A 16,260-nucleotide genomic window follows, 5' to 3' on the forward strand; every position below is an offset into this window, starting at 1 on the left:
CCATGCACCAAAATGCTGCATTGCACCAACACCGTTTCTCCTTTATCATCAATTGCGTATCATCGCCACGAGCAACCGTGCGGTACCCCAGCCGCGACGCCGAGCGCCGCATTTCTATTGCCCCGTTCCTACCCCGCGGGAGCCCCAAACATGCTTTACCAGTTTTACGAATTTCAGCGCGCGCTCTTGAATCCGCTGACCGCCTGGGCGCAAGCCGCCTCGAAATCGTTCGCCAATCCGGCGAGCCCTTTCGCTTACGTGCCCGGCGCGACCCGTCTCTCGGCGGGCTATGAATTGCTGTATCGGCTCGGCAAGGATTACGAAAAACCCGAATTCGACATTCATCAAATCGTCAAAGACGGCCATAACATCCCGATCATCGAACAAACGATCATCGAAAAGCCGTTTTGCCGGCTGCTGCGTTTCAAGCGCTTCGCCGACGATCCCGACGCCGTCGCTCAATTGAAGGACGAACCCATCGTATTGGTATGCGCCCCGCTGTCGGGACACCACTCCACCTTGTTGCGCGACACGGTGCGCACGCTGCTGCAAGACCATAAGGTCTACATCACCGATTGGGTGGACGCGCGCATGGTCCCGCTCGAGGACGGGCCCTTCCATTTGGACGACTACGTCGCCTATATCCAAGAATTCATCCGCCATATCGGCGCGAAGAACCTGCATGTGCTCTCGGTGTGCCAACCGACGGTGCCGGTGCTGGCCGCCATCTCGCTCATGGCGAGCCGCGGCGAGGACACGCCGCGGACGATGACGATGATGGGCGGTCCGATCGATGCGCGGCGCAGCCCCACCTCGGTCAACTCGCTCGCGATGCAGCGTTCGTATCAGTGGTTCGAGAACAACGTGATCCATACGGTGCCGCCGAATTATCCGGGCGTCGGGCGTCACGTGTACCCGGGCTTCTTGCAGCACGCGGGCTTCGTCGCGATGAATCCGGAACGCCACGCTGCCTCGCATTGGGACTTCTATCAGAGTCTTTTGCGCGGCGACGAAGACGACGCCGAAGCGCACCGCCGCTTCTACGACGAGTACAACGCGGTGCTCGATATGGCCGCCGAGTATTACCTCGATACGATCCGCATCGTCTTCCAAGAGTTCAGGCTGGCAGAGGGCACGTGGGAGATCGACGGCGAACTCGTCCGTCCGCAAGACATCAAGAACACGGCGCTCTTTACGATCGAGGGCGAATTGGACGATATCTCGGGCTGCGGCCAAACGCGTGCCGCGCACGACCTGTGCTCAGGCATTCCCGAGAAAAACAAACACCACTTCACCGCCGAGAAATGCGGCCACTACGGCATCTTCTCCGGCCGCCGCTGGCGCACGATCATCTATCCGCAATTGCGCGATTTCATCCTCGAGCACAATCGCGAAACCAAACGCTCGCGCGAGCCGATCGAAGCCTAACCGCCGCGCCGGCGTAACGAGCCGAGCCGCCAAGCCAAAACAACCGGACGGGCCGCATCGCCAAACGATGCGGCCCGTCTCGTTCGTATCGGCGATTTATTTGCGGGTTATTTGCGCATCAGATAAGCGAGCAATAGCTCGGTATTCATGCGCACCATCTCGGCCCGCTCGGACGGCGCGTTGAAATCGCGGCCCAGCGAAGCTTCGAGCGTGAAGCGATTCGATACGATGTAGTAGCCGAGCCCGGAGAGCGCGACGTAAAACCGCAGCGGATCGACGTTGGCGCGGAAAAGCCCCGCACGCTGCCCCCGCTCCAAAATCGAAGAAAGCGTCGCCACCATCGGCGAAATCATCTCGCGAATACGCGACGATTTCTGGATATAGCGCGCTTCGTGCAAATTTTCGTTGTTGATGAGGCGCAGCAAATCCGGATGGTCGCGATAGTAGTCCCAAACGAAATGCGCAAGCCGCGTGATGGCCTCGACAGGCGCAATGCCGTTTAGATCGAGCGTCTTTTCCGCTTCGGTCAATGCGCCGAAAGCGTGTTCGAGTACGGCCGTGAAAAGCTGCTCTTTGCTACCGAAGTAGTAATAGAGCATGCGTTCGTTCGTCTCCGCCCGCCGGGCAATCTGGTCGACGCGAGCGCCGAACAAACCACCATTCGCGAATTCCTCGGCCGCCGCAAGTAGAATCCGGCGCCGCGTCCCTTCTGGATCTCTTTTGATTTTCGATTGATTCATGGTGGCCTTTTTGCTTCGTGAGCCGCGTTGCCCCGTCACGCGGCCGGCCCTCCTTGACCTACGCCGGCAGCGTGAACGAGCGCGCCATTTTTCTGGGAAACTGCATGCGCCTCGTGCGAAAAAGCGCTTCGATTATGGCACAAGGGTGACCAATGGCAATCCGGGAAATCGGCGATAATGCGCTCTTTTCCCGCACGCGTAGCGCACCCGCGCCCGGCGAGAGGCCGACGCGAGGCAACGCCTGCGCGGGCCGCCTCGATACGCCGCCCGCTTGCTTCTTGACGTTTCCAACGTGATCGATCGTGACACTCTCGCAGACCGCATCGAGGATCTGCTTCCGCAAACGCAATGCACGAAGTGCGGCTATGACGGCTGCCGGCCCTATGCCGAGGCCGTCGCCCGCGGCGAGGCCAACTACAACCAATGCCCGCCCGGCGGCGCGCAAGGCATCGCGCGTCTTGCCGCGCTACTCGACCAGCCCGTCCTCGCCCTGAACCCCGCCAACGGCGAGGAACGCGCGCGGCCGCTCGCCGTCATCGACGAGACGCTGTGCATCGGCTGCACGTTATGCATGCAGGCGTGCCCCGTCGACGCCATCGTCGGCGCTCCGAAACTCATGCATACGGTCATCGACGAGCTTTGCACGGGCTGCGACTTGTGCGTCCCGCCGTGCCCCGTGGATTGCATCGAGATGGTGCCCGTCACGGGCGAGCGCACGGGATGGGAGGCATGGAGCGCGGAGCAGGCCGATGCGGCACGGCTGCGCCACGACCGGCGCGCCGAGCGTCTCGCGCGCGAACGCGAAGCCGCCGAGGCGCGCGCCGCGGCGCGCCGGGCCGAAGCGGCCGCGAGCGCGGGTACGCTTGCGGCACAAGCGCCGGCGCAGGACGAAGCCGCGAAAAAACGCGCCATCATCCAGGCCGCGCTAGAGCGCGCGCGCCAAAAGAAAGAGGCTCTGGCCGCTCAGGGCGTCGCACCGAAAAACATCGAGAACGTCAGCGCCGAGGTTCAAGCTCAGATCGATGTGGCCGAAGCGCGCCGGCAACGCTTGGGCGCGGCGGCGCTCACCGCTGGCAAGCCCGCCGGCCAGCCATCCGCCGATTCCGGCTCGCCGCCCGGGAACAGCAAGGACGACCGCGACGATCCGGCATCATCCGGCAATCGCTGACCGTTTGCCCCTCACCACCCGCCCAAGCGCAGCATGAACGCACAAAAACGACGCGCCATCTACGAGACGCTGCAAAGCCTGAATCCGCATCCGGCGACCGAATTGGAATACACGACGCCGTTCGAACTGCTGATCGCCGTGATGCTGTCGGCGCAAGCGACGGATGTCTCCGTCAACAAGGCCATGCGCAAGATGTTCCCCGTGGCCAACACGCCAAAGGCCGTGCTCGAACTCGGTGAAGAGGGGGTCGTCGAGTACATTAAGACGATCGGGCTATACCGCACCAAGGCGAAGAACGTCATCGCCACGTGCCGGCTCTTGCTCGATCAGTACCGCGGCGAGGTGCCCGCGCAGCGCGAAGCATTGGAAAGCCTGCCCGGCGTCGGTCGCAAGACGGCCAACGTCGTGCTCAATATCGCATTCGGGCAACCGACCATCGCCGTGGACACCCATATCTTTCGCGTCGCCAACCGCACGGGACTGGCACCGGGCAAGGACGTGCGAGCGGTCGAAGCCGCGTTGGAAAAATTCACGCCCCCCGAGTTTCTCCATGACGCGCATCACTGGCTGATCCTGCACGGACGTTATGTATGCAAGGCGCGCCGCCCCGAATGCTGGCACTGCGCGATCGAACCGCTGTGCGAGTTCAGGCCGAAAACGCCGCCGCCCGAGCTTTGACGCGGTGCTCGCCCGTCGCGAGCCGTCGGTCGCGGCGCGCACGGGCCTTTGTCTTTCTACAAGTTACCTTCGAGCGCCACGGCTTCGTCGCGGGGACCGCCTCCCGCCCGCACGAGCCATAAGACGGCTGCCAGAACGGCTGCGCCGCCGCACCCCTGCACAAGCGTGAGCCGCTCGCCCAGCAAGATCGCCGCCAGCAAGACCGTGACCACGGGCTCGAGCGTCGAAAGCATGGAGGTACGTGCCGCGCCGAGCCGCGCAAGGCCCGCGAAAAACGCGAGCATCGCCGTGACCGTCGAGACGAGCGCGATCGCCACGAGCGCCGCCCATGCGAGCGCTGTCGTGGGCAAATGAGGCGGCGCACCCGAGAGCGTGCGCACGATCGAGACGCCGCAAAATACCGCGGCCGCCGATAGGCACACCACCGCGGTCGTCGCCAAGGGGTCGACACCGCGTGTGAGACGCGCGCCGGCCACGATATACAGCGAATAAACGGTCGCAGCAGCGAGCGCGAGCCCTATGCCCAGCGGCTCGCCATGCCCGCCACCGACCATCAACGCGGAGCCCGCGAGACACAGCACGAGCGCGGCGGTCTTCACGCGCGTGAGGCGCTCGCCGAGCCAAAGCGCGGCCAAGACGGTGACGAAGGCCGGGTACAGATAGAGCAACAGCGCGACGAGGCTCGCCTGCGCATGCTGCAAGGCGATGAAATAGCAGAGCGATTGCCCGACGTAACCGAGCGCACCCATGGCGGCGATGCCGGCCAATGCACGCCCGCGCGGCCACCGCACGCCTCGGCGGTATGCGATCGCGGCGAGCAGCGTGCCGCCGATCACGAAACGAAGCGTCAGCAACCCGAGCACATCGGTGCCGCCCGCATAAGCGTAGCGCCCGAAAATCGCCATGGCGCCGAACGCACTGGCGGACAAAGCAACGAGCAAAGCGCCGCGCGCAGTGTCGGCGCGCGAATGTGCGTGGAGATCGGGCATCGAGAAACGGATCGTTATCGTCTTGTCTTCGTCGGGGCGCTTTTGCGTCGTCGAGGCAGCTAGCAGCGACGACCGCGGCAGGGAGCGCAAGCCCGTCGTCGAGCTTGCGCCGATCGATTCTACCTGCGTCCGCGCGGCGAGCGCCGCGCATCGCGGCGTAAAATGCCGGATTGGCCTCGAGCGGGGCTGCGCCATGCGCCCCTCGCCCGCGGCATCACTGAAACCAAGGTCGATTCACACGATGTTCAATCCGAGCCGCGACGAAGTCCGACGCTTTTTCATCGACACCTGGCGCAAGCAGCGCGGGGGCGAAATTCTCACGCCGCTCGAAGCGATCGCGGCCGACTGGATCGTCGAACACCCCGAATATCACGCCGAATTGGCCGACGAAGCGACGGCCGCCGCCGATTACGCGCCCGAGGCGGGCCGCACGAACCCGTTCTTGCATCTGTCGATGCATTTGGCGATCAGCGAGCAGCTTTCGATCGACCAGCCGCCCGGCATCCGGGCCGCGCACGAGCGGCTCGCCGCAAGGCTCGGGTCCACGCACGAAGCGCAGCACGCGATCATGGAGTGTCTCGGGGAGACGATCTGGGAGGCGCAGCGCAACAACACGCCGCCCGATACCGACGCTTATCTCGCTCGCATCGAACGACGCGCGTCGCGCGATTGACGATCGATGCGGCTGCGACATCTTGTCGCAGCTTGTCGCGGAACCGCTGAACCCGCTGAACCCGCTGAACAGACCGCGGATAAAAAAACACCCCACGTTAAGCGGGGTGTTTCTCGATCTGCCGGGCTCCGGGCCGATGGAGCGCACCAACGGACCCGAGCGTTCGACGTTACTTCTTGTCGACGAGCTCGCCCTGGAGCGACTCGAGATAGGCGCCGATGTCCTTCATGTCGCTCAGCGACAAGCCTTGCACCTGGGCCTGCATGATCGCGTTGTTGCGGCCGAAATTCGGATTGCTCGTGCCCATTTGGTACTGACGCAGGGCCATGACGATGTAGTCGGCGTGTTGACCGGCCAGCTTCGGATACTCGCCGCTGACGGGCTTGGTGAACGTGGCGCCGTGGCAAGCCGCGCAGTTGTGAGCTTCGACGAGGGCCTTGCCGTTGTCGACGCTGGCCGCGTGAGCCGAACCGACCGCCCCGACGGCCGCGACGAGCCCCGCACCGGCTGCCTTGACGACGAAGCGCAGCGCTTGATCAGGTTTGTTCATGAATTCTCCTATCCCGCGAAATGAGGTAGCTGAAAGCGTCCGTTGGGACGGTCACTTGTCGGGATTGTTTTTCGACGCCGGCGTTTGCGAAGCGTAGTACGCCGCGATATCGGCGATATCCTGGTCCGACAGCGACGCCGCGATCGCATGCATCGTTTGGAAGTGGCGGTCGCCCTTCTTGTACGCGTGCAGCGCGTTATCGAGGTATTGCTGGTTTTGCCCGCCGAGGATCGGCACGCGATAGACCTCGGGGAACGCGGTGCGGTAATCGGGAATACCGTGGCAACCGATGCACATGGCAACCTTGCCCTGGCCCGCCTTTGCGTTGCCGACCACATCGGCCGCCTGCGCGCTCACCGCAAACCCCGCGAGCGCGGCAAGCGCTACGGTCACGACATGTTTGCCGACGAAAGAGTTCATAGGTTCTAACCTGGCTTGAGGGGAAACGAGCGCCCGCTAAAAGCCTGCGGGCAATGGCGCTACGCCGTTCTTGTTGTCGAAATCGCAACGAGCGGCCAAAAAAATCGCGGCAATTGTACCGCGCCGCTCGGCCGGGCGTCCACCCGGCCAAGCCCGGGGGCCGCCGGGCACGAGCCGTCCGACACGATACGGCGGCTTGACAAAGTCGCCTAGCCCTTCTGACTTATACTGGGTTTTTTTCTCAAAGAGCAGGCCGCCATGCGCTTCGAAGGCTCGTCGCAGTACGTCGCCACCGACGATCTCAAACTCGCCGTCAATGCCGCGATGACGCTCAAGCGTCCCCTGCTGATCAAGGGCGAACCCGGCACGGGCAAAACGATGCTCGCCGAGGAAGTCGCCGCCTCGCTCGGCATGCCGCTCTATCAGTGGCACATCAAATCGACCACCAAAGCACAGCAAGGTCTGTACGAATACGATGCGGTCTCGCGGCTGCGCGATTCGCAACTCGGCGAGGCGCGCGTGAAGGACATCGCCAACTACATCGTGAAAGGCGTGCTCTGGCAGGCGTTCGACTCGGAAGTGCCCGCCGTGCTGCTCATCGACGAGATCGATAAGGCCGACATCGAATTTCCGAACGACTTGCTGCGCGAGCTCGACCGGATGGAGTTCCATGTCTACGAGACGCGCGAGGTCGTGCGCGCCAAGCACCGGCCGCTCGTCGTCATCACCTCGAACAATGAAAAGGAGCTGCCCGACGCCTTCTTGCGCCGCTGCTTCTTTCACTACATCCAATTCCCCGACCCATCGACGATGCAGCGGATCGTCGACGTGCATTACCCCGGCATCCGCGAGGATCTGCTGCGCGCGGCCTTGTCGAGCTTTTTCGAGTTGCGGGCCATATCGGGTCTGAAGAAGAAGCCCTCCACGTCGGAGCTGCTCGATTGGCTCAAGCTGCTGCTCGCCGAGGACATCCCCGCCGAGGCGCTGCGCGCGGCCGATCAAAAGCAAGTCGTGCCGCCGCTCGCCGGCGCGCTGCTCAAGAACGAGCAGGACATGAGCCTGCTCGAGCGCTTGGTGTACATGAACCGCCATAACCGCTAACCCACGGCGCCCGTACGCCCTCCCGCGCTCGCGCCTATAGAGGCATCCGCATGCTGATCGACTTTTTCTACTCGCTGCGCGCGGCCCAGTTGCCGGTATCGGTCAAGGAGTACCTGACGCTCGTCGAAGCGCTGCGCGAGCGTGTGATCGCCCCCTCGCTCGACGAGTTCTACTACCTCGCCCGCCTCACGCTCGTGAAGGACGAGCGCTACTTCGACAAATTCGATCAAGCGTTCGGCGCCTATTTCCGCGGCGTGCAGCAACGCACGGATGCCGCGTTCGACCTGCCGCTCGATTGGCTCGAGCAGCGCCTGCGCCGGGAACTCACGCCCGAGGAGAAAGCGCAAATCGAGGCCATGGGCGGGCTCGATAAGCTGATGGAGCGATTGAAAGAGCTCTTCGACGAACAAAAGGAGCGCCACGAAGGCGGCAGCAAATGGATCGGCACGGGCGGCACCTCGCCGTTCGGCAACGGGGGCTACAACCCCGAAGGCGTGCGCATCGGCGGGCAATCGGCGGGCAACCGAACGGCGGTCAAAGTCTGGGAGGCGCGTGCTTATCGCGACTACGACGACCAGGTCGAAATTGGCACGCGCAACATCAAGGTCGCGTTGCGACGGCTGCGCCGCTTCGCGCGCGAAGGCGCGGCCGACGAACTCGATCTGCCCGATACGATTCGCAGCACGGCCGCCAACGCCGGCTGGCTCGACCTGAAGATGGTGCCCGAGCGGCACAATACGGTCAAAGTGTTGATGCTGCTCGACGTCGGCGGCTCGATGGACGACCACATCAAGCGCACCGAGGAGTTGTTTTCCGCGGCGAAAGCCGAATTCAAGCACCTCGAGTTCTATTACTTCCACAACTGTGTCTACGACCACCTCTGGAAGAACAACCGGCGCCGGCATATGGAGCGCATGCCGACCTGGGACGTCCTGCACAAGTACACGCCCGAGTACAAGCTGATCTTCGTCGGCGATGCCACGATGAGCCCCTACGAAGTGTTGCAAGCCGGGGGGTCCGTCGAATACAACAACCCTGAAGCGGGTGCGGTATGGTTGCGGCGCTTGGCCGACCGCTTTCCGCATCACGCTTGGCTCAATCCCGAGCCCGAAGGGCTGTGGGAGTATCGTCAATCCGTCTCGATCATCCGGCAACTGCTCGGCGAGCGCATGTATCCGCTCACGCTCGCGGGACTCGAGACCGCGATGCGCAAGCTCAGCAAATAACCCCGCGTCTCACACGCGTTTTGAGCGGTTTAGCCGCTCGCTCGTTTAGCCTTGCCCCTTAGCCCTGTTTCTTAGCCTTGCCTCTTAGCCGTTATCGAGTCCGCGTAACCATGACCTCCCCAGCCGCTCCCGAATTGCCGGGCCCTTTTTCGATGCGCCGGGCCATCGCGCGCCCCCTCGCCGATACGTCGCTGCATTCGGTCGTGGCCGGGTTCGTCGCGATGATGACGGGCTATACGAGCTCACTCGTGCTCGTGTTCCAAGCGGGCCGTGCGGCGCAGCTATCGGATGCGCAAGTGTCCTCGTGGATCTGGGCGCTGTCGGTCGGCATGGCGCTTTCGTGCATCGGCCTATCGTTGCGTTATCGCACGCCCGTGGTCGTCGCGTTCTCGACGCCGGGCGCCGCGCTGCTGATCGCGGCCTTGCCGCATGTGCCCTATCCGGATGCGATCGGCGCCTACATCGTCAGTGCCGTGTTGATCACGGCCGTCGGGCTAACGGGTTGGTTCGACGCGCTCATGAAACGCGTGCCGGCCGGTATCGCCGCGGCGCTGCTGGCAGGCATTCTGTTCGAGATCGGCATCGAGATTTTTCATGCCGCGCAGTATCAGACCGCGCTCGTGCTGACGATGTTCTTCGTCTACCTGTTCCTGAAGCGTCTCGCGCCTCGCTACGCCATTTTGTCGACGCTGATCGTGGGCACGGGCGTGGCGGGTGGCCTCGGGCTCATCGATTTCAGCCGCTTGCACATCGCGCTCGCGCATCCCGTCTTCACGGCGCCGCACTTTTCCCTTTCCGCCGCGGTCAGTCTAGGCGTGCCGCTGTTCGTCGTCGCGATGGCGTCGCAGAACATGCCCGGCGTGGCGGTACTGCGCGCCGACGGCTACAAGACGCCCTCGGCGCCGCTCATCTCGACGACGGGCATCGCCTCGGTGTTGCTCGCGCCCTTCGGCTCGCACGGCATTACGCTCGCGGCGATCACGGCGGCGATCTGTACCGGCCCCGAAGCGCACGAGGACCGCGACAAGCGCTATACCGCGGCGCTTTGGTGCGGCGTGTTCTACCTCGTCGCCGGTATTTTCGGCGCGACGATCGCCTCGCTCTTCGCCGCGTTACCGAAAGCGCTCGTCGTATCGGTGGCAGCGCTCGCCCTGTTCGGCTCGATCATGAGCGGCCTCACCAACGCGATGAGCAACGTGCGCGAGCGCGAAGCGGCGCTCGTCACCTTCATGGTAACGGCCTCGGGGCTCACGCTGCTCTCGATCGGGTCCGCGTTTTGGGGCCTCGTCGCCGGCGTGATCACGCAAGTGATACTCAATGCGCGGCGGGCATGAGCGCACTGCCGAAGGCCGCTTCCTCGGGCGCCGTCGCAGTGCGAACGCGACGGGAATAAAATAGTCACATTCTCAGTGGGTCGGGCCGTTTGAACGGTTTAAGCGGTGCGACCCTGATCCAACCCATACCGGAGGCGCTCCGCGCTATTGAATCGGCCATGACCAATGCTCTCGACCAACTGAAGCAGCACACGATTGTCGTCGCGGATACGGGCGACTTCCAGCAACTCGCGCAATACAAGCCGCGCGACGCTACCACGAACCCGTCCTTGATCCTCAAGGCCGTGCAAAAAGACGCGTACAAGCCCTTGCTCGAAAAAACCGTGCGCGAGCACGCGAGCAAGCCCGCCACCGCGATCATCGACCACTTGCTGATCGCTTTCGGCACCGAAATTCTGAAGATCATCCCCGGGCGCGTATCGACGGAAGTCGATGCACGTCTTTCGTTCGATGCCCAGCGCTCGATCGACAAGGGCCATGAACTCATCAAGCTGTACGAAGCGGCCGGCATCGACCGCGAGCGCGTGCTGATCAAGCTGGCGTCGACCTGGGAAGGCGTGCGCGCCGCCGAAGTCCTGCAAAAAGACGGCGTGAACTGCAACATGACGCTGCTGTTCTCGCCCGTGCAGGCCGCCGCCTGTGCCGAGGCCGGCGCAAAGCTGATCTCCCCGTTCGTCGGCCGCATCTACGATTGGTACAAGAAGCAGGCGGGCGCCGATTGGGACGAAGCCAAGATGGGCGGCGCGAACGATCCGGGCGTGCAGTCGGTGCGCCGCATTTATGCCTACTACAAGCGCTTCGGCTACGACACCGAGGTCATGGGCGCGAGCTTCCGCACGACGAACCAGATCGTCGAACTGGCGGGTTGCGACTTGCTGACGATCAGTCCCGACCTCCTGCAAAAGCTTCACGACAGCAACGAGACGGTGGAGCGCAAGCTCTCGCCGCAGGCGAGCGAGGGCGAGAAGATCGAACGCATCGCCATCGACGAGCCGTCGTTCCGCTTCCAGCTCAACGACGACGCGATGGCGACGGAAAAACTCGCTGAAGGCATCCGTGCTTTCGCGGCCGACGCCATCAAGCTCGAAAAACTGATCGAGGCGCTACGCTGAGTCGCATTTCACGCGGACGAAGGGGGTAATCGGCATGGTGGTCCAGCCTTATCTGTATTTTTACGGTCGCTGTGAGGAAGCGCTTGCGTTTTACGAGCAAGCGTTGGGCGCTCAAGTCGTCGGCAAGATGCGCAACAAGGAGGCACCCGGCGACTTCGCGGCGCAGGGCGAAGCAGGCGAACGCATCATGCACGCTTCGTTCAAGGTCGGCCAGACCACGCTGATGGCCACCGACGGCATGCCCAACCAAACGCCCGTGCCGCCCTACTCGGGCTTCAGCATCGCAATATCGCTCGAGAACCCGGCCAAAGGAAAAAAGATCTTCGACGCGCTGGCGCAAGGCGGCGAGATCCGCTTTCCGTGGCAATCGACGTTCTGGGCGACAGGCTTCGGCATGGTCGTCGACAAGTTCGGCGTGCCGTGGATGGTCAACGTCGAGAATACGCAGCCTTGAGTTCGCGCGCGGCGGCGCCGCGCTTAGCGAGACTTAGCGAGACGAAACGTTGTGGGTTTCACCGCGCGCTGCGCACCCTCGCGCGTACCGCCGCATCGCCCTCGATGTGCCAGTGCGGCTCCGTATCGCCGAGCAGCGCCCGCAGCACATCCACTTGCTGCGCGAACCAGTTGGCGATCCAGCGCGGCCCCGGCAGCGTATCGTCGGGCGCCCCGCCGACCTCCCCCCGGTGCCCGTCGGGCACTATGGAACCAAGCGACGGTACGGCTAAGCGCTCACCGGCGCGAGAATGCGAACCGAACCGCAAAGCACGCGCGATTCTGAGTAAGGCGGCGCGTTCGGCATGCGCATCGTCGCCCGTATCGGCAGGCGCCGCCGAGTGCATCGCGGCACTCGTCGACATCATTTCAAGCGCGCTCAAGGTCGAACGATGCAACCGCTGAATCGCTTCCAAACGCTTCAGCGGAATATCGACCTCTTTCGCGACCGAGGGCATGAGCGAGCGCAGCTTCACGAGCCGGCCGTTCATCGCCGCGAACGCGGCCACGTGCGTCTCGACGTCGAGCGGCCGTCCTCGCGCGATTCGGCCGCGAATGCGCGCGCAGTCGCGCAAATTGCGCGCGAGCAGATAGCGCCAAGAGTAGGTCGCATACAACGGCACGGCGAACGAGAACGCCAGCGCGATCACGATGCCGATCAGCACGTTCAGCGTACGCCATAAGCCTGTATCGATCGTGCTATCGCCGTGTCCGGCCACGATGCAGATCGTGATCGCCGTCAACAGGGCGATGTAGCCGGCTTTGCCGATCGCGTAATACCCGCACACGCCGGTGGCGATCGCCATCAGCAAGTAGGTTAGCGGCATCGAGCCGATCACGTGCAGTTGGGCGATCAATGCTAGCCCCACCGCGGCGCCGAGCAGCGTGCCGAGCGCGCGGTCGGCCGCCTTCTTGCGGATGTTGCCGTGGTGCTGCAAGCCGCCGATGACGACGAGCACGGTCACCGACGCCCAAATACCGTTGGGCACGTGAACGCCTGTCGTGACGAGAATGGAGACGAGCATCGCCAGACCCACGCGCACGGCATGCAGCAAACTCGCATGGCGGTAGCGGTAGTACGGCGAAACGATGACGCTCGCGAGCGAACTCGCAAGCCAGCGGAAAGGACGGAAACGGGTCATCACCGTGCAATTGTCGGCCAAATGCGGCACCGCGTCGATATGGAGCGCGCTCGCGCAGCCGAAAAAAAGGCGGCACGCGGGCCGCCTTCGCTTCTTCAGCGGGTTCCGGCCGCCCGCATCGAGCGAGCGGCACGGTGCCCACTTAGCCTTCGACTACATCGAGGTAGTCTTCCGGGCTCGTACGGTCTTCGGCATGGCTCATGCCGATCGCGCGCACGATTAGGCTGACGACGATCGCGACGACCAGGTTCACGACCAACGACCAAACAGCCGCATAGCCGGGGATCGCATAACCGCCGAGATGGATCGCGAAGATCGAGCTCTTGAGCCCGTTGGACGCGGCCATCCACGTGCCCACGCCGATACCCACGGCCCAGCCGGCCAGCAGGCCGCGCGAGTCGAGCTTACGCGTGTACAGGCCGAGCACGATCGCCGGCAGCGTTTGGATGATCCAGATCCCGCCGAGCAACTGCAATTGGATCGCGTAGGTCAGGGGCAAGCCGAGAATGAACGCGACGGCACCCACCTTGACGATCAGAGAAACGAGCTTGGCCACGCCCGTTTCCTGCTCGTGCGACATATTGCGATTGACGAACTCCTTGTGGATGTTGCGCGTGTACAGGTTTGCCGCGGCGATGGACATGATCGCGGCCGGTACCAGCGCGCCGATCGCGATCGCAGCGAACGCCACGCCGACGAACCACGACGGGAAGAAGTGCAGGAACAACGCCGGGACGGCGAAGTTCGGCCCGAACGCCTTGAAGTACGGCGCGAACTCCGGCATGTCCTTCACGCCCGATGCCAGCGCCATGTAGCCGAGCAGCGCCAGCAAACCGAGCACGAGCGAGTACGCGGGCAACATCGCCATGTTGCGGCGGATCGTGTTGCCCGAGGAAGAGGACAGAATCGCCGTGACCGAGTGCGGGTACAAGAACAAGGCGAGCGCGGAGCCCACGGCCAACGTCGCATAAGCGCTATAACCGTTCATGCTGGCGACGTCGGGGGCCTTGAGCAGCAACTTGGCGGGCGGCACGACGCTGAAGATATGGCCGAAGCCGCCGAGTTGCGCCGGGATGACGATGATGGCCGCGATGATCGTGATGTAGATCAGCAAGTCTTTGACCACGGCGATCATGGCCGGTGCGCGCAAGCCCGACGTATAGGTATAGGCGGCGAGAATCGCGAACGCGATGATGAGCGGCAGATCGCCGACGAAGCCCGACGTGTCGAACCCGAGCCCCCCGATCACCACTTCGATACCGACGAGTTGCAGCGCGATGTACGGCATCGTCGCGAGGATACCCGTGACCGCCACGGCCAGTGCCAGCGTGCGGCTACCGTAGCGGGCGCTCACGAAGTCGGCCGACGTGACGTAGCCATGGCGTTTCGCGACGGCCCACAGCTTCGGGAACACGACGAACGCGAACGGATAGATCAGGATCGTATAGGGCAGCGCGAAAAAGCCCGTGGCACCGGCGCCGAACACGAGGGCCGGCACGGCGACGAACGTGTAGGCGGTGTACAGGTCGCCGCCGAGCAAGAACCACGTGACGATCGTGCCGAAACGGCGGCCGCCCAAGCCCCACTCTTCCAAATGCGCCAGATCCCCACGCCGCCAGTTCGCGGCCACGAAGCCGAGAATGGTCACGCCGATGAAGAACAGGACGAAAACAAATGTTGCCGTTGCGTTCATCGAGCGTCTCCGGCAGAGGCGCCCGGCTTCGAACGCGATTTTGTCTTGAAATAAACGATGGCCGTGATGACGGCGCTCACCAGTACCCAGAACAACTGATACCAGTAGAAAAACGGAAAGCCCCAGACTTGGGGGTCGATCTTGTTATACGACGGAACCCAGATCATCGCGATCCAGGGCACTACCAGCAGCCAGAGCCAGTGCTTGGAGGCTCGATTGGCGTCGGCGTTGTGAGCCATGACGTCTCCTCTTTTACTCTTCTTCACCCCGCGGGACATCCCCCTCGAGGGCGACGACCCGAATTGAACCGTCCCGAAACCCCTATTGGAGCGGCCGGCCGGCATCCTTCAGCTTATAAAACTTGGGAAGAGTATAAGAGCGTTACCCGGGTGGTCAAGCAGGACAGACCCGGGGCCGCGCCGTGCGGGACAAGGCCGTCCGGCACGGCGCTCAACGGCGCGTCGTGCCGGCGCTCAGATATTGAACATATCCGAGGGCGCGCCGGCGCGGCGAGCCGCGTCCACTTCGCGCAATGCCTTGACCCAGCGACGGGCCCGCAACCCGAGTTGCGCCTCGATCAACTCGGCGCGGCGCGTGAGCGCGGCATAGGAAATCGCCAGCGCCGGGCCCGAAAACGCGAGCGCGATGCGATTGCCTTCATGCACCTCGGGTAGCGCGATCACGCGGCCGTCGAACGCCGCGTTCAAATGCTTCATGTTGCGTACGAAGCTGGGATGATCGCCGAAGAGATTGATGGTCGCGACGCCGGCGCCGGTCAGGCACGCCCGAACCGCGCGATAGAACGCGACGGTATCGAGCACCGGACCGCGCGCCGTGGCATCGTAAAGATCGATTTGCAGCGCGCCGATCGTGCCGTGATTGGCGCGGTCGTTCACGAAATCCCAGGCGTCGGTCTCGTGCACCGTTAGCCGCGCATCATCGGGCGGCAGGGCGAACATCGTGCGAGCCGCCACGACCACCGCGGGATTGAGTTCCACGGCTTCGACGTGTGCGCGCGGCAAGAAGCGATAGGCGAACTTGGTCAGCGCCGCCGCGCCGAGACCGAGTTGAACGATGCGTTTCGGTGTTTCCAAGAACAGCAGCCACGCCATCATTTGTTCGGCGTATTCGAGCTCGATTCGATCGGGCTTGTTGATGCGCATCGCACCTTGCACCCACTCGGTGCCGAAGTGCAAATAGCGCACGCCGCGCTCTTCCGAGAAGGTAACCGGCGCGAAACGCGGTTTGCGCGGCAGCTCGATACGAGGCGCCGTGTCATGTTGCAAGTCGTCGTCCGCGCCGGCGCGCGAGCGCTTACGCTTGCCTTGTTCGTCGCGAGGGTCGCGCGTGCCGCGTTGGCTGCGTGCGAAAGCGCGCGCTTCAGCCGAAGCGCGCTTGATGAGATCGGTCATGGAAAAATGGGTGCGCCCGTCAGGCGCCGGGTTGAATCGGACGAGAGGATAGCATTGCCGGGGCTGCGCGCCGGCGCGCGCAGCTCCCGGCCGTCATCGCGG

General features: G+C 63.6%; 17 protein-coding genes. 9 read left to right on the forward strand and 8 right to left on the reverse strand.

The window, feature by feature from the left end:
• Nucleotides 1-150: 150 nt before the first annotated feature.
• Entirely contained in the window at nt 151-1,428 is a 1,278-nt protein-coding gene (locus C0Z18_RS15855) for a polyhydroxyalkanoate depolymerase (RefSeq protein ID WP_102646357.1), read from the forward strand.
• A gap of 107 nt (nt 1,429-1,535) precedes the next feature.
• Here the strand turns inward: C0Z18_RS15855 and C0Z18_RS15860 are convergent, their stop codons facing one another.
• A complete protein-coding gene (locus C0Z18_RS15860; RefSeq protein ID WP_102646358.1) occupies nt 1,536-2,168 on the reverse strand; it encodes a TetR/AcrR family transcriptional regulator in 633 nt (210 codons plus the stop codon).
• 292 nt (nt 2,169-2,460) lie between these two features.
• Here C0Z18_RS15860 and rsxB point away from each other — a divergent pair, with 292 nt between their 5' ends.
• Nucleotides 2,461-3,336 carry an electron transport complex subunit RsxB gene (rsxB, locus tag C0Z18_RS15865; protein ID WP_102646359.1) on the forward strand — a complete coding sequence of 292 codons (876 nt, stop codon included), beginning with the start codon at nt 2,461-2,463 and terminating at the stop codon, nt 3,334-3,336.
• A gap of 33 nt (nt 3,337-3,369) precedes the next feature.
• Complete coding sequence (gene nth / locus C0Z18_RS15870) at nt 3,370-4,014, forward strand: endonuclease III (RefSeq protein ID WP_102646360.1); 645 nt, start codon at nt 3,370-3,372, stop codon at nt 4,012-4,014.
• A 56-nt stretch (nt 4,015-4,070) separates the two neighbouring features.
• Here nth and C0Z18_RS15875 read toward each other — a convergent pair whose 3' ends face one another.
• The gene (locus tag C0Z18_RS15875; RefSeq protein ID WP_102646439.1) at nt 4,071-5,003 is read right to left on the reverse strand and encodes a DMT family transporter; all 933 of its coding nucleotides are present in this window, start codon (nt 5,001-5,003) and stop codon (nt 4,071-4,073) included.
• A 241-nt stretch (nt 5,004-5,244) separates the two neighbouring features.
• Here C0Z18_RS15875 and C0Z18_RS15880 point away from each other — a divergent pair, with 241 nt between their 5' ends.
• Nucleotides 5,245-5,676 carry a DUF1841 family protein gene (locus tag C0Z18_RS15880; protein ID WP_102646361.1) on the forward strand — a complete coding sequence of 144 codons (432 nt, stop codon included), beginning with the start codon at nt 5,245-5,247 and terminating at the stop codon, nt 5,674-5,676.
• A gap of 169 nt (nt 5,677-5,845) precedes the next feature.
• Here the strand turns inward: C0Z18_RS15880 and C0Z18_RS15885 are convergent, their stop codons facing one another.
• Together C0Z18_RS15885 and C0Z18_RS15890 are read right to left on the reverse strand one after the other, a co-directional pair.
• Nucleotides 5,846-6,226: a c-type cytochrome gene (locus C0Z18_RS15885; RefSeq protein WP_102646362.1), complete on the reverse strand. Its 381-nt coding sequence runs from the start codon at nt 6,224-6,226 to the stop codon at nt 5,846-5,848.
• 51 nt (nt 6,227-6,277) lie between these two features.
• Entirely contained in the window at nt 6,278-6,646 is a 369-nt protein-coding gene (locus C0Z18_RS15890; RefSeq protein WP_102646363.1) for a c-type cytochrome, read from the reverse strand.
• A 258-nt stretch (nt 6,647-6,904) separates the two neighbouring features.
• Between C0Z18_RS15890 and C0Z18_RS15895 the strand changes: the two genes are divergently transcribed.
• The 5 genes from C0Z18_RS15895 to C0Z18_RS15915 all read left to right on the forward strand — a co-directional run bounded on the left by C0Z18_RS15895 (nt 6,905) and on the right by C0Z18_RS15915 (nt 11,873).
• A complete protein-coding gene (locus C0Z18_RS15895; protein ID WP_102646364.1) occupies nt 6,905-7,747 on the forward strand; it encodes an AAA family ATPase in 843 nt (280 codons plus the stop codon).
• A 50-nt stretch (nt 7,748-7,797) separates the two neighbouring features.
• Entirely contained in the window at nt 7,798-8,973 is a 1,176-nt protein-coding gene (locus tag C0Z18_RS15900) for a vWA domain-containing protein (protein WP_102646365.1), read from the forward strand.
• 152 nt (nt 8,974-9,125) lie between these two features.
• Nucleotides 9,126-10,307: a benzoate/H(+) symporter BenE family transporter gene (locus C0Z18_RS15905; RefSeq protein ID WP_233217331.1), complete on the forward strand. Its 1,182-nt coding sequence runs from the start codon at nt 9,126-9,128 to the stop codon at nt 10,305-10,307.
• A 158-nt stretch (nt 10,308-10,465) separates the two neighbouring features.
• Nucleotides 10,466-11,419: a transaldolase gene (gene tal / locus C0Z18_RS15910; protein WP_102646367.1), complete on the forward strand. Its 954-nt coding sequence runs from the start codon at nt 10,466-10,468 to the stop codon at nt 11,417-11,419.
• A gap of 34 nt (nt 11,420-11,453) precedes the next feature.
• A complete protein-coding gene (locus tag C0Z18_RS15915; protein WP_102646368.1) occupies nt 11,454-11,873 on the forward strand; it encodes a VOC family protein in 420 nt (139 codons plus the stop codon).
• Nucleotides 11,874-11,931: 58 nt separating this feature from the next.
• Here C0Z18_RS15915 and C0Z18_RS15920 read toward each other — a convergent pair whose 3' ends face one another.
• The 4 genes from C0Z18_RS15920 to C0Z18_RS15935 all read right to left on the reverse strand — a co-directional run bounded on the left by C0Z18_RS15920 (nt 11,932) and on the right by C0Z18_RS15935 (nt 16,158).
• A complete protein-coding gene (locus tag C0Z18_RS15920; RefSeq protein WP_102646440.1) occupies nt 11,932-13,053 on the reverse strand; it encodes an FUSC family protein in 1,122 nt (373 codons plus the stop codon).
• Nucleotides 13,054-13,195: 142 nt separating this feature from the next.
• Entirely contained in the window at nt 13,196-14,746 is a 1,551-nt protein-coding gene (gene mctP / locus C0Z18_RS15925; protein WP_102646369.1) for a monocarboxylate uptake permease MctP, read from the reverse strand.
• A complete protein-coding gene (locus C0Z18_RS15930) occupies nt 14,743-14,985 on the reverse strand; it encodes a DUF3311 domain-containing protein (protein WP_102646441.1) in 243 nt (80 codons plus the stop codon). Before C0Z18_RS15930 ends, mctP begins: the two co-directional genes overlap by 4 nt.
• Before the next feature lie 234 nt (nt 14,986-15,219).
• Nucleotides 15,220-16,158 (reverse strand): class I SAM-dependent methyltransferase, encoded by a 939-nt coding sequence (locus C0Z18_RS15935; RefSeq protein WP_102646370.1) that lies wholly within the window; start codon nt 16,156-16,158, stop codon nt 15,220-15,222.
• Nucleotides 16,159-16,260 lie beyond the last annotated feature (102 nt).

This window comes from Trinickia dabaoshanensis, assembly GCF_002879885.1.
Lineage (GTDB): Bacteria > Pseudomonadota > Gammaproteobacteria > Burkholderiales > Burkholderiaceae > Trinickia > Trinickia dabaoshanensis.